Source organism: Pseudonocardia kunmingensis, assembly GCF_006716445.1.
In the GTDB taxonomy this organism is placed as follows: domain Bacteria; phylum Actinomycetota; class Actinomycetes; order Mycobacteriales; family Pseudonocardiaceae; genus Pseudonocardia; species Pseudonocardia kunmingensis.
On sequence record NZ_VFPA01000001.1, the window covers coordinates 1,127,664 to 1,152,116 of the forward strand.

22 protein-coding genes are annotated in these 24,453 nt (G+C 75.9%); 10 read left to right on the forward strand and 12 right to left on the reverse strand.

Annotated features, from left to right (window positions below):
- Window positions 1-82: 82 nt before the first annotated feature.
- The gene (locus tag FB558_RS45125) at window positions 83-217 is read left to right on the forward strand and encodes a hypothetical protein (protein WP_281288625.1); all 135 of its coding nucleotides are present in this window, start codon (window positions 83-85) and stop codon (window positions 215-217) included.
- Window positions 218-226: 9 nt separating this feature from the next.
- On the opposite strand, the gene FB558_RS05400 is transcribed toward FB558_RS45125, so the two are convergent.
- Complete coding sequence (locus FB558_RS05400; RefSeq protein ID WP_142048683.1) at window positions 227-1,462, reverse strand: MFS transporter; 1,236 nt, start codon at window positions 1,460-1,462, stop codon at window positions 227-229.
- A 68-nt stretch (window positions 1,463-1,530) separates the two neighbouring features.
- Window positions 1,531-2,337 (reverse strand): SDR family NAD(P)-dependent oxidoreductase, encoded by an 807-nt coding sequence (locus FB558_RS05405; RefSeq protein ID WP_142048685.1) that lies wholly within the window; start codon window positions 2,335-2,337, stop codon window positions 1,531-1,533.
- Window positions 2,338-2,550: 213 nt separating this feature from the next.
- Here FB558_RS05405 and FB558_RS05410 point away from each other — a divergent pair, with 213 nt between their 5' ends.
- Window positions 2,551-3,297 (forward strand): arginase family protein, encoded by a 747-nt coding sequence (locus tag FB558_RS05410; RefSeq protein ID WP_142048687.1) that lies wholly within the window; start codon window positions 2,551-2,553, stop codon window positions 3,295-3,297.
- Here FB558_RS05410 and FB558_RS05415 read toward each other — a convergent pair.
- The gene (locus FB558_RS05415; protein ID WP_142048689.1) at window positions 3,283-3,858 is read right to left on the reverse strand and encodes a TetR/AcrR family transcriptional regulator; all 576 of its coding nucleotides are present in this window, start codon (window positions 3,856-3,858) and stop codon (window positions 3,283-3,285) included. The two genes, FB558_RS05410 and FB558_RS05415, sit on opposite strands and share 15 nt — an antisense overlap.
- Window positions 3,859-3,898: 40 nt before the next feature.
- Between FB558_RS05415 and FB558_RS05420 the strand changes: the two genes are divergently transcribed.
- Entirely contained in the window at window positions 3,899-4,789 is an 891-nt protein-coding gene (locus tag FB558_RS05420; protein WP_142048691.1) for a DMT family transporter, read from the forward strand.
- 78 nt (window positions 4,790-4,867) lie between these two features.
- Here FB558_RS05420 and FB558_RS05425 read toward each other — a convergent pair whose 3' ends face one another.
- A complete protein-coding gene (locus FB558_RS05425) occupies window positions 4,868-6,076 on the reverse strand; it encodes a M20 metallopeptidase family protein (protein ID WP_142048693.1) in 1,209 nt (402 codons plus the stop codon).
- A gap of 214 nt (window positions 6,077-6,290) precedes the next feature.
- On the opposite strand from FB558_RS05425, the gene FB558_RS05430 reads away from it, so the two are divergent.
- Both FB558_RS05430 and FB558_RS05435 read left to right on the forward strand, forming a co-directional pair.
- Window positions 6,291-7,691, forward strand: coding sequence for a PP2C family protein-serine/threonine phosphatase (locus FB558_RS05430; protein ID WP_246106261.1), 1,401 nt, complete (start codon window positions 6,291-6,293; stop codon window positions 7,689-7,691).
- Between the two features lie 145 nt (window positions 7,692-7,836).
- Window positions 7,837-12,615, forward strand: a complete 4,779-nt coding sequence (locus FB558_RS05435) for an ATP-dependent helicase (RefSeq protein WP_142048695.1) — start codon at window positions 7,837-7,839, stop codon at window positions 12,613-12,615.
- A 7-nt stretch (window positions 12,616-12,622) separates the two neighbouring features.
- Here the strand turns inward: FB558_RS05435 and FB558_RS05440 are convergent, their stop codons facing one another.
- The 4 genes from FB558_RS05440 to FB558_RS05455 all read right to left on the reverse strand — a co-directional run bounded on the left by FB558_RS05440 (window position 12,623) and on the right by FB558_RS05455 (window position 15,158).
- Window positions 12,623-12,862, reverse strand: coding sequence for a hypothetical protein (locus FB558_RS05440; RefSeq protein ID WP_142048697.1), 240 nt, complete (start codon window positions 12,860-12,862; stop codon window positions 12,623-12,625).
- A 102-nt stretch (window positions 12,863-12,964) separates the two neighbouring features.
- Entirely contained in the window at window positions 12,965-13,753 is a 789-nt protein-coding gene (locus tag FB558_RS05445) for an alpha/beta fold hydrolase (RefSeq protein ID WP_142048699.1), read from the reverse strand.
- A 27-nt stretch (window positions 13,754-13,780) separates the two neighbouring features.
- Window positions 13,781-14,710, reverse strand: coding sequence for a membrane protein insertase YidC (gene yidC / locus FB558_RS05450; protein WP_142048701.1), 930 nt, complete (start codon window positions 14,708-14,710; stop codon window positions 13,781-13,783).
- Between the two features lie 106 nt (window positions 14,711-14,816).
- A complete protein-coding gene (locus FB558_RS05455; protein WP_142048703.1) occupies window positions 14,817-15,158 on the reverse strand; it encodes a DUF6412 domain-containing protein in 342 nt (113 codons plus the stop codon).
- A gap of 60 nt (window positions 15,159-15,218) precedes the next feature.
- Here FB558_RS05455 and FB558_RS05460 point away from each other — a divergent pair, with 60 nt between their 5' ends.
- Window positions 15,219-15,965, forward strand: a complete 747-nt coding sequence (locus FB558_RS05460) for a GNAT family N-acetyltransferase (RefSeq protein ID WP_142048705.1) — start codon at window positions 15,219-15,221, stop codon at window positions 15,963-15,965.
- Window positions 15,966-16,367: 402 nt separating this feature from the next.
- A complete protein-coding gene (gene yidD / locus FB558_RS43825) occupies window positions 16,368-16,829 on the forward strand; it encodes a membrane protein insertion efficiency factor YidD (RefSeq protein ID WP_211366098.1) in 462 nt (153 codons plus the stop codon).
- Between the two features lie 162 nt (window positions 16,830-16,991).
- Here the strand turns inward: yidD and FB558_RS05470 are convergent, their stop codons facing one another.
- Together FB558_RS05470 and FB558_RS05475 are read right to left on the reverse strand one after the other, a co-directional pair.
- Window positions 16,992-17,621 carry a response regulator gene (locus FB558_RS05470; RefSeq protein WP_142048707.1) on the reverse strand — a complete coding sequence of 210 codons (630 nt, stop codon included), beginning with the start codon at window positions 17,619-17,621 and terminating at the stop codon, window positions 16,992-16,994.
- Window positions 17,621-18,922 carry a sensor histidine kinase gene (locus FB558_RS05475; protein WP_211366101.1) on the reverse strand — a complete coding sequence of 434 codons (1,302 nt, stop codon included), beginning with the start codon at window positions 18,920-18,922 and terminating at the stop codon, window positions 17,621-17,623. The genes FB558_RS05470 and FB558_RS05475 overlap by 1 nt, the downstream gene beginning before the upstream one ends.
- 238 nt (window positions 18,923-19,160) lie before the next feature.
- On the opposite strand from FB558_RS05475, the gene FB558_RS05480 reads away from it, so the two are divergent.
- Together FB558_RS05480 and FB558_RS05485 are read left to right on the forward strand one after the other, a co-directional pair.
- Window positions 19,161-19,976: an Fpg/Nei family DNA glycosylase gene (locus FB558_RS05480; RefSeq protein WP_211366104.1), complete on the forward strand. Its 816-nt coding sequence runs from the start codon at window positions 19,161-19,163 to the stop codon at window positions 19,974-19,976.
- A complete protein-coding gene (locus FB558_RS05485) occupies window positions 19,973-21,265 on the forward strand; it encodes an MFS transporter (RefSeq protein ID WP_142048711.1) in 1,293 nt (430 codons plus the stop codon). Before FB558_RS05480 ends, FB558_RS05485 begins: the two co-directional genes overlap by 4 nt.
- A gap of 11 nt (window positions 21,266-21,276) precedes the next feature.
- Here FB558_RS05485 and FB558_RS05490 read toward each other — a convergent pair whose 3' ends face one another.
- Window positions 21,277-21,996, reverse strand: a complete 720-nt coding sequence (locus FB558_RS05490) for a TetR/AcrR family transcriptional regulator (protein ID WP_142048713.1) — start codon at window positions 21,994-21,996, stop codon at window positions 21,277-21,279.
- Between the two features lie 75 nt (window positions 21,997-22,071).
- On the opposite strand from FB558_RS05490, the gene FB558_RS05495 reads away from it, so the two are divergent.
- Window positions 22,072-23,298 carry an FAD-dependent monooxygenase gene (locus FB558_RS05495; protein WP_142048715.1) on the forward strand — a complete coding sequence of 409 codons (1,227 nt, stop codon included), beginning with the start codon at window positions 22,072-22,074 and terminating at the stop codon, window positions 23,296-23,298.
- A gap of 70 nt (window positions 23,299-23,368) precedes the next feature.
- Here the strand turns inward: FB558_RS05495 and FB558_RS05500 are convergent, their stop codons facing one another.
- Window positions 23,369-24,175 (reverse strand): PspA/IM30 family protein, encoded by an 807-nt coding sequence (locus FB558_RS05500; protein ID WP_142048717.1) that lies wholly within the window; start codon window positions 24,173-24,175, stop codon window positions 23,369-23,371.
- Window positions 24,176-24,453: the final 278 nt, after the last annotated feature.

Below are 24,453 nucleotides of genomic sequence, written 5' to 3' on the forward strand. Positions count from 1 at the left end.
ACGGCACTTTCGTCGCTACCTAACCGACGAAAGTGCCGTTCGTCATGCGAATCCCGCTTTCCCCGGCGGTAGCGTCGTGTCCGTGATGTCCGTTCTCGCGCTCGCGCAGGACCCCACGGGGCTGTCGTCCCCGGTGGGGCGGCTGGTCGTGCTGTTCGGGCTGCTGGCGTCGCTGGCGGTGCTGCTGCGCTGGTGGTGGTTCAACCGCAGGCGCTGACGCGCCGCCTCAGGTGGCCGGGCGGGGCGTGCCACGCACCGCGGTCACGCCGGCGGCCGCCAGGTACGGCAGGACGACCACCGCGGCCACCACACCGAGCGCCGCGTAGGAGGCGCCGGCCACCACGATCCCGGCGGCCACGCCGCCGACCGCGCCGCTGACGTTCATCGCCACGTCGGACAGGCCCTGCGCGCCGGTGCGCACGTGCGCCGGCACCGACTCCGACAGCAGCGCCGACCCGGCGACGAGGCCCGCCGACCAGCCCAGCCCCAGCAGGACGAGGCCTGCGGTGAGCAGGCCGGTGTCGGTCGGGCCGGCCACCGCGCAGACCACGCCGGCGGCGAGCAGCAGCGCCCCGGCCAGCGCCAGCACGCGGGACCGCCCGGCGCGGTCGGCGAGCCAGCCGAACAGCGGGCTGAGCGCGTACATGCCCGCGACGTGCAGGCTGATCACAAACCCGACCACGGCGAGGGTGGCGCCGCCGTGGTCCATGTGCACCGGCGTCATCGACATCAGCCCGACCATGAGCAGGTGGCTCACCACGATCCCGCCCAGCCCCAGCAGCGCGGCGGGCGAGCGGCGCAGCGCGGCGCGGACCTGCGCTCCCCCGGCCACCGCCGTCGTGGCGCCCGCGGCGTGCCGGGCGAGCAGCAGCGGGTCAGGGCGCAGGCCGACCCAGGTGCCGGCCGCGGCGACGGTGAACGCCACCGCGCACAGCAGGTACGGGCCGGTGGTGGGCTCCAGGCCGAGCCCACCGGCCACCCCCTGGACCGGGCCCGCGAGGTTCGGCCCCGCCACCGCACCGACCGTGGTGGCCCAGACGACCATGGCGAGCGAACGCGCCCGCCGCTCGGGGGCCGCGAGGTCGGTGGCGGCGAACCGCGCGGCGAGGCCCGCCGCCGTCGCCGCGCCGACCAGCACCAGCCCGACGAGCAGTCCGGCCGCCGAGCCCGCCGACACCGCGACCACCGCGACCGCCCCGCCCACCGCCGCGGTGCCGTAGCCGAGGCTCAGAGCGGGCCGGCGCCCCTTCCGGTTCGCGATGCGGGCCACGACGAACGACGCCGCGGCCGCACCGAGCACGGTGCCGGTCTGCGCCAGCCCGCCCACGGCCTCCGACCCGGACAGCCGCGAGGCCACCAGCGAGCTGACCGCGATCGCGGTGGAGACGCCGACCCCGCCGAGCACCTGGGTGGCGGCGAGCACGAACAGGATGCGGCGCTGGACGGCGGTCTCGACGGGCACGACACCCGATCCTGGTGCGCCGCCGCCCGCCGCACCAGTGTGTTCTGCGCCCCTTCCTGGACCCTTTCCTAGACCCCCTTGTGGAAGCCGCCGTCGACGAGGACGTCGGCGCCGGTCGTGCTCGCCGAGCGCGGCGAGGCGAGCAGCGCGATCACGTCCGCGACCTCCTGCGGGTCGAGCAGCCGCCCGGTGCGCAGCGCCATCGCCTCCGGGGCCACCTGCTCCATGACGGCCTCGCGGTCGGAGCCGAACGCGGCGGCGAGGACGTCGGCGGCACCGCCCTCGTCGGTCCACCACGGGGTGCGCACCGGGCCGGGGGAGACGGTGTTGACGCGCACGCCCTGCGGCGCGAACTCCTCCGACAGGGCCTTGCCCAGGTTCGTCATCGCCGCCTTCGCCGCCGAGTAGTCGACGTTCATGGTGCCGGGCTGGCGCGCCACGGCCGACGACACGTTCACGATCGCGCCGCCACCCCTCTCCACCATGACGGGGATCGCCGCACGGCAGGCCCGCACGGCCGAGAACAGGTTGAAGTCGAACATCTCCCGCCAGTCGCCGTCGGTCAGGGGGAGGAAGGAGAAGCGGGGCAGGGACACGCCGGGCGGTGGCCCGCCGGCGTTGTTGACGAGGACGTCCAGGCCGCCGAAGACGTCCACGGCGTGCGCGACGACGGCGGCGGGCGCCTCGGGGTCGGTCAGGTCGACCGGGAGGTGCACGAGGCCGGGTCCGGCGAGCGCGTCGAGCTCGGCGCTGCTCTTGCGCGACGCCACGACCACGCGGGCGCCCTCCGCGCGCAGCGTGCGAGCGGTCGCCAGTCCGATGCCCTTGCTGCCGCCGGTGACGACCGCGACCTTGTCCATGAGGTTCAGTTCCACAGGACCGAGCCTCGGGCCCCGGACGCCCCGGATCCGGCGGCTATCGGACCCCGCATGCCGGCGTCCGATTCCCGCCGACGCCGCTCGCACACCGACTGCCGCGCTCGCACACCGACTGCAGTCGGTGTGCGAGCACAGGAATCGGTGTGCGAGCCCGGTCCGCGCTCGGCCACGCGTGGTGGTAGCCGGGCGGAAGTGGCGCACACTGTGCTCGTGACCGTCATCGCCGTCCCGTTCCACCTCGACGAACACCTCCCCGACCTGGAGCTCCCGCTCACCCCCGACCGGACGGTCGCGCCCGCGCTGCCCGGGGGCACGCTCTGGGAGCGGGCGGCGGTCGTCGCCGAGGAGGTGGCGGCCGCCGTCGCCGCGGAGGTCTCCGCCGGAGGCGTCCCCGTGGTGCTCTCCGGCGACTGCACGACCGCCCTCGGTGTCGTCGCGGGCCTGCAGCGGGCCGGGCGCGACCCGCGCGTCGTGTGGTTCGACGCGCACGGCGACGTGCAGACCCCCGAGACGTCGACGTCGGGCTACGCGGGCGGCTTCCCGGTGCGCCAGCTCGTCGGCGGGTCCGACCGCACGCTGCCCGAGCGGCTGCGGCTGCGCTCCGTCGCGGAGCGGGACGTGGTGCTCGTCGACGCGCGCGACCTGGACCCGCCCGAGGCGGCGTTCCTCGCGAACTCGGCGATCCGGCGCGTGCCGGTCGGCGAGGTGGCTGCCGTGCTGCCGGGCGGGCCGACCTACCTGCACCTCGACGTCGACGTGGTCGATCCGGCCGACTTCCCCGGCCTGCTGTTCCCGGCGCCCGGCGGTCCCGGGTTGTCCGCGGTCGCGGACGCCGTGCGCGCGGTCGTGGCCGGCACGGCGGTGGCCGCGGTCGGGATCGCGTGCACCTACCGCCCGGGCAGCGGTGCCGACCGCGCGCTCGGCGAGCTCGCGCGGGAGCTCTCAGCCCTCCAATAGCCGCGCGGCGGCGGCGCGGGCGTGGTCGATCGCGTCGGCCTGCCCGCCCGCCGTCACCGCGACGTTCGCGCCCTCGTAGAGCACGTGCAGCTGCGCGCCGAGGCGCTCGGCGCCCGCGAGGCCCGCCGCCCGCACCTGTTCGGTGAACAGCGCGCGCATGGCCGCCTTCTCGGCGCGGATGACCGGGACGCCCGGGTGGTCGGTGCCGCCGATCTCGGCGTGGGCGTTGACGAAGGCGCAGCCGCGGTCCTGCTCCTCGAGCCAGTCGGCGAGCGCGTCGAAGACCACCAGCACGCGGTCGCGCCCGTGCGGCGTGCGCTCCAGGTACCCGCCCACGAACTCCTGCCAGCGCAGTGCCCTGCGCCGCAGGTACAGGGCGACCAGCGCGTCCTTGCTGCCGAACCGGTCGTAGAGGGTCTTCTTGGTGGTGCCGGCGGTGTCGGCGATCAGGTCGACCCCCACCGCGCGGATCCCCTGTCGGTAGAACAGCTGCGCCGCCGCGGCGACGAGCCGCTCGCCCGCCGGCGTCAGCGGCTGTTCGACCTCGAAGTCGGTGCTCATACACGGCGAGTATACCGACCGGTATGGTTACCTGCAGGACATGGATGCACGACGGGCAGATGCGGCCGCGGGCGCGGCGCTGGTGGTGCTGTGGAGCTCCGGTTTCGTCGGAGCCGAGCTGGGCACGCGGTTCGCGCCGGCCGACACCCTCCTCGCCTGGCGCTACCTGGTGGCGGCCGGCGTCCTGACCGCGGTCGCGCTCGTGCTCGGGACCCGGCTCGGGCCCCGCGCGCTGCTGCGCCAGAGCGCGCTCGGGCTGCTGTGCCAGTGCCTGTACCTGGGCGGGGTCGTCACCGGGGTCGCGCTCGGCGTGCCTGCGGGCACCACGGCGCTGGTCGCCGCGCTGCAGCCGCTGCTCGTCGCCGCGGCCGCCGGGCCGCTGCTCGGGGAGCGCACGGGCCGCCGGCAGCGCGTGGGCCTCGGGGTGGGCCTCGCGGGGGTCGCCCTGGTCGTCGCGGGCGACCTCGGCCTCGACGGCGCGCCGTGGTGGGCGTTCCTGCTCCCGGTGGGCGGCATGGCGGCGCTCTCGGCCGGCACGCTGCTGGAGCGGCGGCTGCGCCCCGCAGAGACGCCCCTGCAGTCCCTGACGGCGCAGACCGTCGTCGCGGCCGGGTTCTTCGTCGCCGTGGCCGCCGCTGGGGGGCGCCTGCAGCCACCGGCCGACCCCGCCTTCTGGTGGGCCGTGGCGTGGGTGGTCGTCCTGTCCTCCTTCGGCGGGTACGGCGCCTACCTGGTGGTGCTGCGCCGCACCGGCGCCGTCCGCGTGAGCACGCTGCTCTACCTCACGCCGCCGACCACGATGGTCTGGGCGCTGCTCATGTTCGGCGAGGTGCCCGGCCCGCTCGCGCTGCCCGGCATCGCGCTCTGCGCGGTGGGGGTGGCGCTGGCGCTCCGGCCACGGGTTGCGGGAACGCCGCTCCGTTCCCACTGATACGCGTGGGCCCGCGACGCCGTGGGCGGCCTGCGCACAGCCCGCGCTCCCCCACCCCCACGACCGCCGGCCGGGTGCTCACGCCGCCGCGTCGCGCCGCAGCGCCCGGACGGCGAGCTGGGCGTGCAGGACGGCGCCGTCGGCCAGCACCGCGTCGTCGAACACCGCCCGCGGGCTGTGGTTGTTCGGGCCGTCCACGCCGTCGCTGCCGTGCGCACCGAGGAACACGAAGGCCCCCGGCACCTGCGCCAGCACCCGGGAGAAGTCCTCCGACCCGGTGAACGGGTCCACCAGCGGTGCGGCCCGCCGGTCGCCGAAGACCTCGGCGGCCACGCCGGCCGCGAAGGCGGCGTGCGCGGGGTCGTTCACCGTGACCGGGTACTCCGCGGTGAACGCGACGTCGGCCTCGCAGCCGTAGGCCTCGGCGATCCGCGCGCACAGCCGCGGCGCCTCCTGCCGCATGCGGTCGCGCGCCGCCTCGGAGAACGAGCGCACGGTCGCGTCGAACCGGGCCTCGTCCGGGATGATGTTGCGTTTGGTGCCGGCGTGGAACATGCCGACGGTGAGCACCACCGGGTCGAACACGTCGAACCGGCGGGTCACCAGCGTCTGCAGCGAGGTCACCATCTCCGCGGCCGCGGTGACGGGGTCGAGCGCCAGGTGTGGCGCCGAGCCGTGCCCGCCCGCGCCGCGCACCGTGACGAAGAGGCCGTCGCTCGCGGCCAGCATCGGCCCCGGCCGCGTGGTGAACACCCCGTGCGGGATCCGCGCCGACATCACGTGCATGCCGTACGCGGAGTCCGCCCGCCGCCCCGCGGCGTCCAGCACGCCCTCGGCGATCATGTGGCCGGCACCGTCCCAGCCCTCCTCGCCGGGCTGGAACATGAACACGACGTCGCCCGCGAGCGCGTCCCGCTGCGCGGCGAGCAGCCGGGCGGCGCCGACGAGCATCGTCGTGTGCAGGTCGTGGCCGCAGGCGTGCATCGCGCCGTCCACGCGGCTGGAGTAGCCCAGGCCGGTGGCCTCTGTGACGGGCAGCGCATCCATGTCGCCGCGGAGCAGGACGGCGGGGCCCGACGCGGTGCCGCGCAGCACCGCCGTCACCGAGGACAGCGCCGTGCCGGTGCTCACCTCGAGCCCGAGCCCGTCGAGCTCCTCGAGGACCGTCCGCTGCGTGACCGGCAGGTCCAGGCCGACCTCCGGGTGCCGGTGCAGCCGGTGGCGCAGGTCCACGAGCTCCGGGGTGAGCGCGTCCGCGTCGTCGCGGAGCCGGTCGTCCAGTGCCATCGCACCTCCATGCGGATTGCCGGGAACCCGTTCATGATGGACGACGACGCCGAGCGCAGGCGTCACCCTGGGCGAAGCGGGCCTGGCCTCGTCGAGGCGCTGCAGGTCGCGCCGCGAGCACCGTCGACCTGGGCGCCGTGCCTGTTGGTCGGCGGCGGCAGCGTAGCGTCGGGCGTGGTCCGATGTTCCGGGGTCGGAGGCGAGGTGCGCCGCGTTGGACGATGAGAGGGAGGCGGGCCCGGCCCACCGAACCCGGGTCCTCGCTCCGGACGAGGTGCGTTCAGCCGTTCGTGACGGTGCCCGGCTGGCTGCGGTGGCCCGCTACGACATCCTCGACACCCCGCGCGACGGCGCCTTCGACCGGGTCGCGGCGCTGGCGGCGCGGTGGCTCGACACCCCGATCGCGACCGTGAGCATCGTGGACGAGGACCGGGTCTGGTTCAAGGCGACGCATGGTCTCGACGGTGTCACCGAGATCGGGACCGAGCCCGGGTTGTGCGCCTCGGCCGTCTGCCAGGACACCCCCTACGTCGTCACGGACGCCCTGACCGACCTCCGCACCGCGAATCATCCGCTGGTCCACGGCGAGATGGGCGTGCGGTTCTACGCCGCCGCGCCCATCGTCACCCGCGACGGGCACCGCCTGGGCACCGTGAACGTGCTCGACACGCGACCGCGCGAGGCCGGCGCGGCCGGCCTGGAGACGCTCTCCGACCTGGCTGCGATCGTGATGGACCAGCTGGAGCTGCGGCTCTCGTCGCTGCGGACCGTCCGAGCAGAACGGCAGCTGCGGGCGCGTGCCGAGCGCGACCGGGCCACGATGGAGCGCGACAGCGCGATCATCCAGACCTTCGCCACCACCCTGCAACGCACCCTGCTCCCGCCCGCCCTGCCCGAGGTGCCCGACCTCGAGCTGGCCAGCCACTACCACCCCGCCTCCACCCGCAACGTCGGCGGCGACTTCTACGACGTGTTCCCGCTACCCGGTGGCCGGTGGGCCTTCTTCCTCGGCGACGTCTGCGGGCACGGGGCACCGGCGGCCGCCCTGACCTCGCTCACCCGCTACACGCTCCGTGCGGCCGCCTGGCACGACCCGCGTCCGATCAGCGTGCTGGCCGAGGTGAACGCCGCACTGCTCAACGAGCCCACCACCGGCCCGCGCTTCGCCACCGTCATGTTCGGGCTCCTGCAGCCCGACCCCGGCGGACCCGGATTCCTCGTCACCCTCGGCACCGGCGGTCACGAGCCGGCCATGTTGATCCGGGCGCAGCCCGGCGGGCAGGACGACGACGTGATCGAGATCCTGCCCGAGGACGGGATGCTCGTCGGCGCCCTGCCCGACGCCCGGTTCAGCGCCTGCAGCGTCCGCCTGGGGCCCGGCGAGACGCTGCTGCTCTACACCGACGGACTGACCGACACCCCCGTCGACGGTGAGCCCTTCGGGCAGGAGGGCCTCATGCGGTTCCTCGCCGCCCGGATCGGCTGCGGGGCCGCCGCACTCGTCGCCGACCTCACGACCCGCATCGACCAGTTCGCGCCCGCACCCAAGGACGACATCGCCTTGCTGGCGATGACCGTGCCCCGCCCGACGGACGAGCCGACCAGGGGCGACTGACGGAAGACCGGGTACGACCTGCCGGCGGCCGCACGGGCGACGGACCACCCGAGGCACGTCCCACAGCGCCCTGCCCGGAGGGGTCGGGGGAACCTCGGGGGTCGGGCGCGCGGAAAGTGTCGGACTCCGCGCGCATCATGGACCCGTGAGCGCGCTCGACGGCTTCTCCCCCGCCACCCGCGACTGGTTCCGCGGGGCCTTCGCCGCGCCCACCGCCGCCCAGGAGGGCGCGTGGGCGGCGGCGCAGGCCGGCCGGCACGCGCTCGTCGTCGCCCCGACCGGCTCCGGCAAGACCCTGGCCGCGTTCCTGTGGGCGCTCGACCGGCTCGCCGCCGGGCCGCCCCCACCGGAGGCCGCGCAGCGCTGCCGCGTGCTCTACGTGTCCCCGCTCAAGGCGCTGGCCGTCGACGTGCAGCGCAACCTGCGCTCGCCGCTGGCCGGCATCCGCCAGGCCGCCACCCGGCTCGGCCTGCCCGAGCCGGACATCACGGTGGGCATGCGCACCGGCGACACCCCCGCCGACGAGCGGCGCCAGTTCGCGCGCACCCCGCCCGACGTGCTGGTCACCACCCCGGAGTCGCTGTTCCTGCTGCTCACCTCGGCCGCGCGGGAGTCGCTGCGCGGCGTGCAGACCGTCATCGTCGACGAGGTGCACGCCGTCGCGGGCACCAAGCGCGGCGCCCACCTCGCGCTGTCCCTGGAGCGGCTCGACGAGCTGCTCGCGCCAGACCCGCTCGCGGGGTCGGGCCATCAGCACCGCCCGGCGCAGCGCATCGGGCTGTCGGCCACCGTGCGCCCGGTCGACGAGGTGGCCACGTTCCTCGCGGGCGCCCGCCCCGTGGAGGTCATCCAGCCACCGATCCCGAAGACGATCGAGGTGGCCGTCGAGGTGCCGGTGCCCGACCTCGCCGCGCTCGACGAGCAGCCCGCGGTGGGCAGCAGCGACGAGGAGGTCATCGGGTCGGCGGCCGGGTCGGCGCAGCGGCCGTCGATCTGGCCCGCGGTGGAGCGGCGCCTGCTCGGGCTGGTGCGCGAGCACCGCTCCACCATCGTGTTCTCCAACTCGCGGCGGCTGGCCGAGCGGCTCACGGCGCGGCTCAACGAGCTGGCCGCCGAGGAGGTCGAGGGCGAGGTGCAGGACCTCGACACCTTCCCCGCCGAGGCGATCGGGCAGTCCGGCATCGGCGGCGGGGCGGTGCCCACCGTCGCGAAGGCGCACCACGGATCGATGTCGCGCGAGCAGCGCACGCTCGTGGAGGAGGAGCTCAAGAGCGGCCTGCTGCCCTGTGTGGTGGCCACCTCGAGCCTGGAGCTGGGCATCGACATGGGCGCGGTCGACCTGGTCGTGCAGGTCGAGGCGCCGCCCAGCGTCGCATCCGGCCTGCAGCGCGTGGGCCGGGCGGGCCACCAGGTGGGGGCGGTGTCGCGCGGCGTCGTGTTCCCGAAGTACCGGGGCGACCTGGTCTCCTGCGCGGTCGTGGCCGAGCGGATGACGTCCGGTGCGATCGAGTCGACGCGCTACCCGCGCAACCCGCTCGACGTGCTCGCCCAGCACGTCGTCGCGATGGTGGCGCTCGAGGCGTGGCAGCTCGACGACCTCGCACGGGTGGTGCGCCGGGCGGCGCCGTTCGCGGCGCTGCCGGAGTCGGCGCTGCACGCCGTGCTCGACATGCTGGCCGGGCGCTACCCGTCGGAGGAGTTCGGCGAGCTGCGCGCCCGCATCACCTGGGACCGCGTCACCGACACCCTCCAGGGGCGCCCGGGCGCGCAGCGGCTCGCCGTCACGTCCGGGGGCACCATCCCCGACCGCGGGCTGTTCACGGTCATGACGCCCGGCGGGGCCGACGGGCGCGGTTCCCGGGTGGGCGAGCTCGACGAGGAGATGGTCTACGAGTCCCGCGTCGGCGACACGTTCCTGCTCGGCACGTCGAGCTGGACCGTGCAGGACATCACCCACGACCGCGTGATCGTCACCCCTGCGCCGGGGCAACCGGCGCGGATGCCGTTCTGGAAGGGCGAGCAGGTCGGTCGCCCGCTGGAGCTGGGGCGGGCGGTCGGTGCGTTCGTGCGCGAGATGACGGGCCTGTCCGCCGAGGACGCCCGCGAGCGCGCCACGGCGGCCGGGCTCGACGAGTGGGCCACCGACAACCTCATCGCCTACCTGCACGAGCAGCGCGAGACCACCCGCCACGTCCCCAGCGACCGCACCCTGCTCGTCGAGCGGTTCCGCGACGAGCTGGGCGACTGGCGCCTGGTGGTGCACTCCCCGTTCGGTGCCAAGGTCAACGGGCCGTGGGCGCTCGCGATCGCGGCCCGGATGCGGGAGCGGCGCGGGGTCGAGGTGCACGCGTCGGGCGCCGACGACGGCATCGTCCTGCGGGTGCCGGACGCCGTCGACGACTCCGGCGCCGAGGTCGTCCCCACCGCCGAGGACGTGTTGCTCGACCCGGCCGAGGTGGAGCAGGTCGTGGTGGCCGAGCTGGGCGGCTCGTCGCTGTACGCGTCCCGGTTCCGCGAGTGCGCGGCGCGGTCGCTGCTGCTGCCCCGCCGCGACCCGCGCCGGCGCACCCCGCTGTGGCAGCAGCGCCAACGAGCCTCGCAGCTGCTCGCGGTGGCCGGGCGCTACGAGCAGTTCCCGGTCACGCTCGAGGCGATGCGCGAGTGCGTGCAGGACGTCTACGACCTGCCCGGGCTGCGCGAGCTGATGGCCGACGTGCAGGCGCGCAAGGTGCGCGTGGTCGAGGTGGCCACGCCCGCGCCGTCACCGTTCGCGCGCAGCCTGCTGTTCGGCTACGTCGGGATGTTCCTCTACGAGTCCGACGCGCCGCTGGCCGAGCGGCGGGCGGCGGCCCTGTCGCTCGACTCCACGCTGCTGGCCGAGCTGCTCGGCTCGGAGGCCATCCGGGAGCTGCTCGACCCGGAGGTCGTGGCCGAGGTCGAGGCGCAGCTGCAGCGCCTCGCACCGGACCGGCACGCGCGCGACGCCGAGGGCGCCGCCGACCTGCTGCGCTTCCTCGGCGACCTCACCACCGCCGAGGCGGCGGCGCGCGGGGTGGCGGAGGAGTGGCTGCAGGGGCTGGAGTCCGCGCGGCGCGCCATCCGCGTCCGCATGGGCGGCGAGGAGCGCTGGCTGGCTATCGAGGACGCCGGGCGGGTGCGCGACGCGCTCGGCGCGGCGCTGCCCGTCGGGGTGCCCGAGACGTTCACCGAGCCCGTGGCCGACCCGCTGGGCGATCTCGTGCTGCGCTACGCCCGCAGCCACGGGCCGTTCGCCGCGGCCGAGTGCGCGGCGCGCTTCGGGCTCGGGGTCGCCGTGGTCACCGGCGTGCTCGACCGGCTCGTCGGCGCCGGCCGGCTGGTCCGCGGCGAGCTGCGCCCGCTCGCCCTGCAACCCGCCGACGCGAGCCGCGGGGCCGACCCGCTCGAGTACTGCGACGCGGAGGTGCTGCGGCGGCTGCGGCGCGGCTCGCTCGCCCGGTTGCGCGCCGAGGTCGAGCCGGTGGAGCAGCGGGCGCTCGGGCGGTTCCTGCCGGCCTGGCAGGGCGTGCAGGCCGCACCCGGCGGCGAGCGCCGCGGCCGGATGCGTCGCGCACCCGGCGCGGAGGACGTGCTCGGCGTGGTGGAGCAGCTCGCCGGGGCGCCGCTGCCGGCGAGCGCGCTCGAGTCGCTGGTCCTGCCCGCCCGGCTGCCCGGCTACACCCCGGCGCTGCTCGACGAGCTCACGGCGGCCGGCGAGGTCACCTGGACCGGGTGCGGCCCGCTCGCCGGCAGCGACGGCTGGCTCGCGGTCGCCCCGTCCGACGTCGCCGACCTGCTGCTGCCCGAGCCGGAGCCGGACGTCGCCGGCACACCGCTGCACCGGGCCGTCCTCGCCGCGCTGGGCCTGCCCGAGCTCGACGCACCGCCGGTCGGCGCCGGCGCGCTCTTCTTCCGGGAGCTCACCGATCGCACCACCCGCACCCTGCTCGACGCCGGGGAGCAGGCCCCGTCCGACGACGTGGTCGTCGCCGCGGTCTGGGACCTGGTGTGGGCGGGCCTGCTCACCAACGACACCCTCTCGCCGCTGCGGGCGCGCCTGGGCGGCGGGCGGGCCCCCGGCAGCCGCGGTGGCCCGGCCCACCGCAGCCGCCGCTCCCCCGCCCGTGGCCGGTACGCGCAGCTGCGCGCCGGGCGCCCGGCCATGCCGAGCCGTGGCGGGCCGCCGTCGGTCGGCGGGCGGTGGTCACTCGCCGTGGAACGGGAGCCCGACCCCACCCGTCGCGCCCACGCCCGCGCCGAGGCGTTCCTCGAGCGCCACGGCGTCCTCACCCGCGGCGCGCTCGGCACCGAGCGGGTCAGCGGCGGGTTCGCCGGGGTGTACCGGGTGCTGCGGGCCATGGAGGATTCGGGCCGCGCGCGGCGCGGCTACGTGGTGGAGGGCCTCGGCGCGGCGCAGTTCGCGGTGCCGGGCGCGATCGACCGGCTCCGCGCGATGTCGCGACCGGACGGCGGTCCCCCGGGCGCGTCCGGTGCGGGATGGCCCGGAGCCGACGGGGCGGGCCGCGGTCCGGCGGGCCCGGCCGGCGTGGTGCTCGCCGCCGCCGACCCGGCGCAGCCCTACGGCGCCGCGCTCGCCTGGCCCGGCACGGTCGGCGACAGCAAGCACCGGCCGGGCCGCAAGGCGGGGGCGCTCGTCGTGCTCGTCGAGGGCGCACCCGTGCTGTACGTCGAGCGGGGCGGCCGGTCGCTGCTGTCGTTCGCCGCGGAGCGCGAGGAGCTCGTGGCGGCCGCCCACGCCCTGGCCGGTGCGGTGCACGAGGGCTGGCTCGGGAGCCTGGCCGTCGAGCGCGCCGACGGCGTCGGGTCGCTGGGCTCCGACCTGGCCGAGGTGCTCACCGAGGCCGGATTCCGCGTCACCCCGAAGGGCCTGCGGCTGCGGGCGTGACGCGCGCTCAGCCGCCCATGCCGGTCACCGCGGTGTCCAGGCGGGCGGCGAGCTCGTCGAGGGTCTCGCCCTCGGGGCGCCGGCCGCCCCGCGCGGCCAGCAGGTCGGCGCGGGAGGCGACCACGAGCCCGTCCCCCTCCTCGGCCGGCCCGTCGACGACCCGGGGCTCCCCCGCGGTGACGACGAGGTGCGGGTCGGCGAGGTCGGAGTCGAACAGCTGCGTCAGGTGCTCGGCGGTGATGGCCACGGATGCGGGATAACCGCAACGGCGCTCCGGTAGTCGGGGAACGGAGCACCCCGCTGACGAACGGCACTCTCGTCGGTACCTAACCGACGAAAGTGCCGTTCGTCATGCGTGCCGTTCCGCGGCGAGGAACGCCTCGACCAGCGGGCCCGCGACGTCGCGGAACTCCTCGAAGTAGGCGTGCCGGGCGCCCGGGATCACGTGCAGGCGCGCCCCGGGGATGCGCTCGGCCAGCAGGGGGGCGTTGGCGGCCGGGTTGAGCCGGTCGTCGCCGCCGTGCAGCACGAGCGTGGGGGCCGCGATCCCGGGCAGCGCGTCCCAGGCGTCGTGCCGCGCGCTGGCCCGCAGGTGCCCGCGCCGCGAGTGCGGGGGCATGTCCGGGTCGCCCAGCGTCCAGTAGGGGCCGGGCTCGCGGCGCAGCCAGTCGGGCGTGTACATCAGCTCGAGCAGCGCCTGCCGGTTGGCCGCCGGGTCCGGCTGCGCGAGCGAGCGGCGCACGTCGTCGGCGCGTTCCACCGCGTGCACCCCGCCCGGCGACGTGCAGCCCAGGACGAGGCGGCGCACGCGCCCCGGGTACCGGGCCGCCAGCCACTGGGCCACCCGCCCGCCCATCGACGTGCCGTAGACGTCGGCCTGCGTGATCCCGAGCGCGTCGAGCACCGCCACCGCGTCCTCGGCGAAGCCGGGCGTGCTGTGCGGGGTGTCGGGCTTGTCGCTCGCGCCGGTGCCGCGGTAGTCCATCGTCACGGTCGTGTGGGCGGCCGCGAGCTCGTCGCGGACGCCGTTCCACCAGGTGTGGGAGCTCGCCTGCCCGGAGAGCAGCAGCAGGGGCGGGCCCGACCCGCCGACCTGGTAGGCGATGCGGGTGCCGTCCGGGGTTGTCGTGGCGTGCACGACCCGATCTTCCTACCGCCGGGACCGTCACCTGCGCCGGCCCGGGGAGCCGCGCCGGGGCCCGGGCGACGCGGAGCCGCCCCGCGCCCGGGCGACCGGGGCGGCGACCGGGGCGGCGAGCGCTGCGGCCGGCGCCGCGACGGCGGTCTCGGGCGGGCGCGGCGGCTCCCCGGCCGGCCGGAACACGATCCACTGCTGGACCAGCGTCCAGAGGTTGTTGACCAGCCAGTACAGCAGGATGGCGATCGGGAGCGGGAAGAACGCGCCGCCGACCAGCGCCCCGAGCGGGAAGACCCAGGGCGTCCAGCGCATGACCGCGCCGAGCGGGCCGTCGGCCGGCTGGTGGCGCAGCGAGTGCCGCGCCGAGAAGTGCGTGGCCACGGCGGCCAGCACCATCAGCGGCACGGCCACCGCCGCGACCTCCCAGCGGTCCACGTGACCGCCGAAGGAGTCGAGCAGCTGCTGCGGCATGCTCAGGTACGACGAGAGCGGCGCCCCGAACAGCCGCGCGGTGAGGAACGAGCGCACCTCGTCGGGGCCGAAGGCGTAATTGGCCAGTGCGGCGTTCTGCTCGAAGGTCAGGCCGCGGCGGTTGAAGTGGGTCAGCACGTGCAGCAACCCGACGAACACCGGCACCTGCAGCAGCGCAGGCAGGATCGTGCCGGCCGCGCTCACGCCGTGCGACTGCTGGAGCGCGCGGGTCTCCTGCAGCAGCCGGGCCGGGTCGTCGGCGTGGCGGGTGCGCAGCTGCGCCAGCTGCGGCGCGAGCGCGCGCATCGCCCGGCCCGACCGCACCTGGGCCAGGAACGGGCGGACCAGCAGGGCGCGCAGCGTCAGCACGAGGAATACGACCGACAGCGCCCACGCGGCGCCGCTGGCCGGGCCGAGCAGGAGCCCGAACAGCTGGTGCCAGCACCACATCACGCCGGAGACGGCGTAGTAGACGGGGTCTAGCACGGCGCCACAGCCATGGCGCAGGGGTCGACGAGGACGGTACGGGGCATGACGGCACTCCACGGGCAGCCGGAACGGGGACTCGTCGTCCGGCGGCGTGGACGCGCGTCTACGCCGCCGGGGCGAGCTCCGACGGCGCTCGGGAGCGGGTGTGGCCAGGGGCGTCCGGGTCGCGGTGGCGGGGCACCGGCCGTCGCGCGAGGGCGCGGTGGTGGTCGCGCGCGGCGACGACCGGGCCGAGGCCGGTGAGGGCGGGCAGCACGACGGCGACGCCGCGGGCGACCGCGCAGGCGGCCAGCAGGGTGCCCAGCACGCCGACGACGAGCGAGGCGTCCCCGGCGGGCGCCGCCGCGGCGGCGAGGACGGCCGAGGAGACGACGGCGAGGACCAGCGCGATCCCCGGGAGGCGCAGCGAGCTCAGCAGCTCCGCCCGTCCCGTCGTCCACCGCACGCCACCACGGTACCGGCTAACCGGTGGCGCCCGCGGCGGCGGCGCGGCAGGGTGCGCGTCGTGCTGACCGTCGCGCCCGACCGGCTCCCCGCGCTGCGCCCGTGGTTCGCCCCCGAGCGTCCAGGGCCGCTGATCTTCGAGCACGTGGCGCGCACCGGGCACGGGCGCGTGCAGGTGGACCGCTGGCCCGACCCGCGGGTCGTGGTCGCCGCGCTGCCGGGCAACCTCGCCCTGCGCGGGGCGCCCGACCGCCTGCCACCCGACGCCCTCGACGGTGCGGCCGGGTTCGTCGAGGCGCCGCCGGACTGGCTGCCCGCACTGCGCGCGGCAGATCCCGCCGCCGGCGTGTGGAACCGCCTGGTGGCGGTGCTCCCCGCCGGGGTGGCGGTGCGCGCCCCTGACGTCCGCCTGCTCACCCCCGCCGACGCGCCCGCGTTCGCCGCACTGGACGCGGACAGCGCGTGGATCGCCGAGACCTGGGGTGGCGTGCCCGGGCTGCTCGCGGCCGGGGTCGCGCGCGGCGTGGTCGTCGAGGGCCGGGTGGCCGCGCTCGCCGTCCCGTTCTACGTCGGTGGCACCTACGAGGACATCGGTGTCGTCACGGAGCCCGCGCACCGCAGGCGGGGGCTGTCCACGGCGTGCGCGGCCGCGCTGGTGGCCGACATCCGGGCCCGGGGCCACGTGCCCACGTGGACGACGTCCCCGGACAACACCGGCAGCCTCGCCGTCGCGGCCCGGCTGGGGTTCGTCCACGACCGCGACGACGTCCTGTACGCGCTGCGCACCCGGGTCCCGGTCTCCTACTAGGGACTCAGCAGGCCGCGCTGGTACCCGGCGGCGGAGGCACGGTCGCGCACCTCGAGCTTGGCGTAGATGTGCACATGGCACGATCGCCGGGGTCGGCCACGGCGTCGGCACGAGCCGACCCGAGCCGCGGCGGCGCAGCCGGGACATGATCGCCGCCTGCGGTCTCAGGACCGCACGGCTGCAGCTCCGGCGCCGCTCCTGGTGATCGCCGCCCGTCCCGGCCCGGCGCCGTCCGCCCCTACCCAGCGATGATCGCCGTGTGCGGTCACGGAACCGCACGGGCGCGGCCCTGGAACCGCACTCGGCGATCATGCCCGGCCGCACCGGGACCCGACCGACCCATCAGGAATGATCTCGCCTCGAGGGCGTCACGGGGCCGTGTGAGCCGCGGAGGAGGAGCGGGTGGAGCCGGACGGGGAGCCGGGGGACTCGCGGCGGGACCGGCAGCGGCGCCGCCGGCAGCGGTGCGAGCAGCGGTGCGACGAGGTCTCCGACACCTGCGAGGTGATCAACGGCGTACGCACCTGCGCCAGCGGCTGCGGGCGGGGCGGCGCCGGAGGCGGAGGCGAAGGCGCGGGCGGGGGACGCTGCGACGGCTGCGACTGCAACCTGTCGCTGCTGCGGGTGTCCACCCTGCTGTTCCTGGCCGCGGCCGTGGTGCCGCCGCGCGGAGCCGACCGGCTGGTGCGGACCGCCGTCCGCGCCTACCAGCGGTGGCTCAGCCGGTTCACTCCGCGCTGCCCGGGCACCCCGAGCTGCAGCGCGTTCGCGCTCGCGGCGGTCGAGGCATCGGGCGCGCGGCGCGGGCTCGCGGCCGCGGCCGCACGGGTGCGCGGGTGCGGGTCCGGGTCGGCGGCGGGCTGAGCCCGGGTCAGCCGCCCACCTCGCTGCGCGGCGGACCGGAGCACCTGCCGCCCGCCGACCTGGCCGCGCTCGCCGGCTTCGTCGACACCCCGCCGGAGTGGCTGCCCGCCCTGCTCGCCTCCGACCCGAACACCGCGGTGTGGCCGGGTCCCGGTCTCGTAGCTAAGGGCTCAGCAGGCCGCGCTGGTACCCGGCGGCCACCGCGGAGGCGCGGTCGCGCACCTCGAGCTTGGCGTAGATGTGCAGCAGGTGGGTCTTGACGGTGGCCTCGCTGATGAACAGGCGCCGGGCGGCGTCCCGGTTGGTCGAGCCGGCCGCGACGAGCCGCAGCACCTCCAGCTCGCGTGCGCTCAGGGCGTCCTGCGTGGGTGTGCGGACCTGCCCCATCAACCGGCCCGCCACCGCGGGCGACAGCACGGCCTCACCCCGGTGGGCGGCGCGCACGGCGCGCAGGAGCTCCTCGCGGGGCGTGTCCTTGAGCAGGTAGCCGGTGGCACCCGCCTCGATCGCGGGCAGCACGTCGCGGTCGGTGTCGTAGGTGGTGAGCACGAGCACGCGGACGTCCGGGGCGGTGCGCCGCAGCTCCCCGATGGCCTCGACGCCGCCCATGACGGGCATCCGCAGGTCCATCAGCACCACGTCCACGGCGACGGCCCCCGCCCGCGCGAGCGCCTCCGCCCCGTGGCCGGCCTCCCCGACGACCTGCATGTCCGGCTCGCCGTCGAGCACGCCGCGCAACCCGTCGCGGACGACGGGGTGGTCGTCGACGATCAGCACCCGGATCGGGTCCATCACCGCACCTCCGCCGGGATCGCCGGCACGCTCGCGCTCAGGGCCGCGCCCTCCCCCGGCTCGCTCTCCACGGTCAGCGTGCCCGACACGCGCCGCACCCGTTGCTCCATGGCCGTCAGCCCGAAGCCGGAGCCGTCCCCGCGCGGGGTCTCGCAGGGGGCGACGAAGCCGCGCCCGTCGTCGCGCACGTCGAGCACCACGACGTCGTCCATGTAGGACAGGGTGAGCCCGACCCGCCGCGCCTGGGCGTGCTTGCCGACGTTCGCCAGCGCCTCCTGTGCCACCCGGAACAGCGTGACCTCCAGCTCCGGCAGCAACGGGCGGGGGTCGCCGGTGGTGTCCAGGATCAGCTCGACGCCCGCCGTCTCGGCCCACGCCTTGGCCATCTCCGCGATCGCGTCGGGCAGCTGCGCGGCCGCGAGCTGCCCGGGGGCGAGCGCGTCGACCGACCGGCGGGCCTCGGTGAGGCTCTCCCGGGCCAATGCGCGCGCCGTGTCGATGTGGCGGCGGCGCACGGTCGGCTCGCCGTCGGCCGCCCCTGCCGCCTCGAGCTGGGTGACGATCCCGGTGAGCCCCTGCGCGATCGTGTCGTGGATCTCCCGCGCGAGCCGGGCCCGCTCGTCGATGACGCCCGCCTCCCGGGCCTGGGCGAGCAGCTGCGCGTGCAGCGCCGCGTTCTCCCCGAGTGTCTCCGACAGCCGCCGGTTGCTCTCGTTGAGCTCCTCGATGATCTGGCGCCTGCGCTGGCTCTGCTCCGAGATGAACACGCCGAAGTAGGTGGCCCCGCCGCCGAAGAGCGAGTTCGCCACCACGAGCACCGCCACGGCGACGCCGAGGCCCGGGGTGAACTCGGCGAAGCGCCCGCCGACCTGCGAGTAGGCCACGAGCGCCGCGCCCGCGGCGACCGCGACGAACCGCCACCTGCCGCGCAGGTAGGCGAAGGAGTGGATGTACACGGCGATGACCTGGAACGCGAAGAACGGCGACGCGTAGACCAGCGGGGTCATCAGGACGAGCAGCCCGACGATGTACACGGCACCGACCGCAGGCCGTTCCGCCCGCACCGGCCGCACGCTCACCAGCAGGGCGCACCACAGGGCCGTCACGGGCGCGAGGACGCCGATGGTCACCCACGCCCACACCGGCCCGTCGGCGAGGAACAGCGGCGTCAGCACGGCGCCGAGGAGGAGCCCCGCGTAGGGCGACCAGCGGTCGAGGAGCACGTCGATCCGGTGCTCCACGGCGTCGAGGCGGCGCTCACGGTCCCCGGGCAGCGCCGGCTCACTCCGCGCCGCGGTCACCGTCCAGCTCCCACTGCCGCACGGTAGCTCTCCGGACGGGCCGCCGGGCGGCTCGCCGCCGAGCGCACCCCCCTCGACGCGCTCGGCGCGGCCCCGGCACCGCCCCGAGGACGTCGCTGCTCCCCGCTCGACGGCACTCCCCCATCGTCGCGGCCCACCGCCGCCCCCGGATCGACCGTCCCGGGGGCCAGGACCAACCGATCGGTGGATGGCCGCGCACCGCGCTACCGTCGTCGGCGTGCCCGAGGGCGACACCGTCCACCTCACCGCGCGCCGGCTGCGCGCCGCGCTCGCCGGGCAGGTGCTGGTGCGCGGCGAGCTGCGCCACCCGCGCCTCGTCGGGCACGACCTCGCGGGCCGCACCGTGCTCGAGGTCGCCTCGGTCGGCAAGCACCTGTTCACCCGCTTCGACGACGGGCGCAGCCTGCACAGCCACCTGCGCCTGGACGGCTCGTGGCACCTCTACCCGCCCGGCGCGCCCTGGCAGCGCCCCTCCCACCAGGCGCGCGCGGTGCTGGAGACGGACGGGCGCACCGCCGTCGGGTTCAACCTGCACGACCTGGAGCTGCTGCCCACCGGCGAGGAGGGCCGGCTGGTCGGGCACCTGGGCCCGGACCTGCTCGATCCGGCCTGGGGCGACGCGCACGCCGCGGAGGCGTTGCGCCGGTTCACCGCGCGGGAGGCGTCCGAGCTGGGGCTGGTGCTGCTGGAGCAGCGGGTGATGGCCGGGGTCGGGAACCTCTACAAGACCGAGGTGTGCTTCCTGCTCGGGCTCTCCCCGTGGACGCTCGTCCGCGACGTCCCCGACCCGGCCGCCGCGATCGCGCTCTCGCGCGAGCTGCTGCTGCGCAACGCCGACCGTCCCCAGCAGTCCACCACCGGCGATCTCGCCCGTGGACGGCAGACCTGGGTGTTCGAGCGCGGCGGGCAGCGCTGCCGCCGCTGCGGCACCCGCATCCGCACCGCCGAGCAGGGCGACGGCGTGTACGCCCGCATCGCGTACTGGTGCCCCGCCTGCCAGCCGGGCCCGGCTCCGACCAGGATGAGGCGGTGAGCACCGACACCCCGAGCAGTACGTCGTCGCGGTTCCTCGTCGTCGCACTCTGCTGCGTCACGATCGTGATCGACGGCTACGACCTCATCGTCTACGGCACGGTCGTGCCCACGCTGGTCGACGGCTCCGCCGAGTGGACGCTCACCGCGCCCCAGGCCGGGCGCATCGGCGCGTACGCGCTGGTCGGGATGTTGATCGGAGCGATGGTGATCGGCACGATCACCGACGTCGTCGGCCGGCGGCGCATCATGCTGGGCTGCATCGCGTGGTTCTCGGTGGCGATGGCGCTCGCCGCCGCCGCGCCGACGCCCGAGCTGTTCGGCGCCGCCCGGTTCGTCGCGGGGATCGGGCTCGGCGGCGTGGTCCCGACGGCGATCGCGCTCACCATCGAGTACGCCCACCCGCGCCACCGGAGCACGACGAACGCGGTGATGTTCTCCGGCTACTCGATCGGCGGGATCGCCGCCGCGCTCGTCGCGATCATGGTCATCCCGAGCCTCGGGTGGCGCGCGATGTTCTGGATCGGCGCCGCCCTCGGCGCGCTGCTGCTGCCGGTGGCGTGGCGCCTGCTGCCGGAGTCGGCGAGCTACCTGCTCGCGCGGGGCCGCGAGGCCGAGGCCCGCGCGCTCGCCGACCGCTTCGGCCTGACGCTCGAGCAGCCGGCGGCACCGGCCGAGGACGCCGGCGCGGCGAGCACGCTGAAGCGGCTCGTCGCCCCGAACCTGGTCCGGGGCACGCTGCTGTTCTGGCTCGGCACCGGGGTCGGCCTGCTGCTCGTGTACGGGCTGAACACCTGGCTCGCGCAGATCATGCGCGAGGCCGGCTACCCGCTGGGCTCGGCACTGGCGTTCCTGCTCGTGCTGAACCTGGGCGCGATCGTGGGCACCCCGCTGCTCGGCGCGGTCGCCGACCGGGTCGGCTCCAAGCCCGTGACCGTGGGGATGTTCCTCGTCGCGGCCCTGTGCATCTTCCTGCTCAGCGTGCCGCTCCCGGCACCGCTGCTGTTCGTGCTGGTCGGCGTCGCGGGCGCGTGCACGATCGGCACGACCATCCTCGTCAACGCCTACACCGCGGCCTACTACCCGGTCGACATGCGGGCCACCGGGCTGGGCTGGGCGTTGGGCGTCGGCCGGCTCGGCGCCATCCTCGGCCCGCTGTACGGCGGCGCGGTGCTCGCGTCCGGCTGGGGCATCGAGGCGAACTTCTACGCGTTCGCCGTGCCCGCGCTGCTCGGGGCGCTCGCCATGCTGTTCGTCCCGGCGAGGGGCACGAGCGCCGTCGCGACGTAGCGCGCCCGGCGTCAGCCGCAGGAACGGGCGCGGACCAGCAGGTCGGCGCCGTCGAGGATGAGGCGCAGACCGACGTCGAGGGCCTGGTCCTGCGTGCCGTGCGCGGCGACCGACGCGAGGGCCGCCGCCAGCGCCGGGAACCGGTCCTCCCGGCCGCGGACGAGCGCGTCGAGCGTGGCGCCCATCGCCTGCTCCGGAGGGCCGCCGGACGCGGCGGCGCCCTGCTGGGCGATCGAGCGGACGTGGCCGACGAGGGTGACGGCGACGTCGAGCGCCTCGCCGCCGTCGAGCCCGGTGCCGTCGAGGGCTGCGATGGCCTGCTCCATCCAGCCCAGCTCGTGCGGGCCCATCGCACGGGCGCCCACGGTGCTCTCCAGCGTCCACGGGTGCTGCCAGAACCGGTCGAACAGCCGGCGGGCCCATCCGTCGAGCCGCGGCCGCCAGCCGCCGTCGACGGCCTCGAGGCGCGGCGGTTCGCCGATGGCCGTGTCGGTCATGAGCGCGATGAGCTCGACCTTGCCGGGCACGTACCGGTACAGCGCCATCTTGGTGACGCCGAGCGCGCCGGCGACGCGCTGCATGGTCACGCCGGCGAGGCCCTCCGCATCGGCGATCCCGATCGCGGCCCGCGCGATCGCGTCGGGTGTCAGGGTCGGCCGGGGACCCCGGGTGGACGGAGGGCGCTCGCCCCACAGCAGGGCGACGGCCCGGTCGTGCTCGCTCGTTGCCACATCGCTCCTCGCAGACCTACTGCGTCCACCATATACTGTGTCCTTCAGACACAGTTTCGATCCGAGGTGGCCCCCATGAACATCCTCCCGCTGCGCGGTCTGCGCGTCCTCGTCTCCGGCGCGGGCGTCGCCGGCCCGTCCCTGGCCTTCTGGCTCTCGCGGTACGGCGCCACGACCACCGTCGTCGAGAGCGCACGTGCGCTGCGCACCAGCGGGTTCGCGGTCGACTTCCGCGGCCCGACCCATCTCGGCGTCCTCGCGGCCATGGGTGTGCTCGACGAGCTGCGCTCCGTCCAGACGCACGGCGGCGCCTCGAGCTGCGTCGACGAGCACGGGCGGGAGATCTTCGGGCTGCCGGCCGAGTTCGCCGGCGGCGACATCGAGGTCCGGCGCCGGGACCTGTCCCGGGTGCTCCACGACCGCAGCGCCGAGCGTGCCGAGTACCTGTTCGGCGACTCCGTCACGGCTCTGACGCAGACCGCCGACGGAGTGCACGTCGACCTCGCGCGCGGCGCCTCCCGCACCGTCGACCTCGTCGTCGGCGCCGACGGGATCCACTCCGGTGTGCGACGCCTCGCCTTCGGCGACGAGTCGCGCTACGTGCGGCACCTGGGCTACCACCTCGCCGGCTGGGACCTCCCGACCGACGCCGTGGCCGACCCCCGGCTGCGCACCACGCCCCAGCAGTACAACGTGCCCGGACGGATGGCGAGCGTCTCCCTCGACGACCGGGACCCCGAACGCGCCGGCGCGTTCCTCGTCTTCGCCGCACCCCGCCTGGAGTACGACCCCACCGACATCGACCGCCAGAAGGAGCTGGTCGCCGGCGCGTTCGCCGGTGTGGGCTGGCTCGTGCCGCAGCTGCTCGAGACGCTGCCGGGGGCGGCGGAGCTGTACTTCGACGCGATCAGCCGCGTGAGCGTCCCGCGGTGGTCCACCGGGCGCGTCGCCCTGCTCGGCGACGCCGCCACCGGCGTCACGCTCGGCGGCATGGGTGTGGGCGCCGCCGTCGTCGGCGCCCACGTGCTGGCCGGGGAGCTCGCTGCCGCGCAGGGCGATCACCGCGCGGCGTTCGCCGCCTACGAACGGCGGATGCGCGCCTACACCGGGCGCTGGCAGCGCGGCGCCGCCCCCGGCGAGTTCCTCGCGCCGTCCACCGCCACCCGGTTGTGGCTGCGCAACGCCCTGCTGCGGACGAGGCTGGTGCAGCGGCTGCTCGTCGCGAGCACGAGGTCGATCGCCACGGAGCTCGACCTCCCCGCCTACCCGGTGCCCGCGGACGAGCCCGGGCTCGCCGCGTAGCCGTCGGCCCCTCGGACGCCGACGCCGCCCGGCCCCGGGTGGGGCGGGCGGCGTCGGGACGTGCGGCGACTCAGGCGGTGCCGGGCTGCTGCTGCTTGTTCAGCTTGGTGGGGGCGGCGGCGGGGTCGCCGGAGGTGACCTCCCCGGCCACGGAGCCGCCCTGCAGCGACGCGCGGATCTGCTCGAGGCGGTTCGCCCCCGCCATGTCCACCGTGGCCTGCTGGACCTCCAGCATGCGGCCCTGCACCGAGTTCTGCGCCAGCTCGGCCGAGCCGATCGCGTTGGCGTAGCGCCGCTCGATCTTCTCGCGCACATCCTCCAGCGACGGGGTGCTCCCCGGCGACGCGAGCTCCGTCATCTGCCGCAGCGAGGCGGCGGCCTGCTCCTGCATCTTGGCCTGCTCGAGCTGGCTGAGCAGCTTGGTGCGCTCGGCGATCTTCTGCTGCAACATCATCGAGTTGCGCTCGACGGCCTGCTTGGCCTGCCCGGCGGCCTGGATCGCCTGGTCGTGCAGCGTCTTGAGGTCCTCGACGGACTGCTCAGCGCTGACGAGCTGGGTGGCGGCCATCTGCGCCGCCTGCTCGTACTGCTGGGCCTTCGTCTCGTCGCCGGCGGCGCGGGCCTGGTCGGCGAGCACGAGCGCCTGCCGCGCTTGGGCCTGGAGCTTCTCGATCTCACCGAGCTGGCGGTTGAGCTTCATCTCGAGCTGACGCTGGTTGCCGATCACCGCGGCGGCCTGCTGGGACAGCGACTGGTGCTGACGCTGGGCGTCCTCGATGGCCTGCTGGATCTGCACCTTCGGGTCGGCGTACTCGTCGACCTTGGACGAGAACAGCGCCATCAGGTACTTCCAGGCCTTCGTGAAACCGTTGGCCATCTGCTCCGCCCTCCGAGTGCGACGCGCTCGCCGCTGCCTGTCCGTGTCCGTTCCGGCTGCCCGGCCTGCCGGCCGGGTGCGCTGCGCCCCATCGTGGCACCGACGCGGCCCGGCTTCCACCGATCCGCGACGATATCGGGGATCATCCGGAGGTCACCGTGGGGGCAACCCGGACCTCAGGCTACCGGCCCGACCCCGAGAACGCCGACGCACGCACGCACCCATCACCGCACGTTGGAGCCTTACCGCTGTCCTCGGGCGCGCGAGAGCAGCAGTAG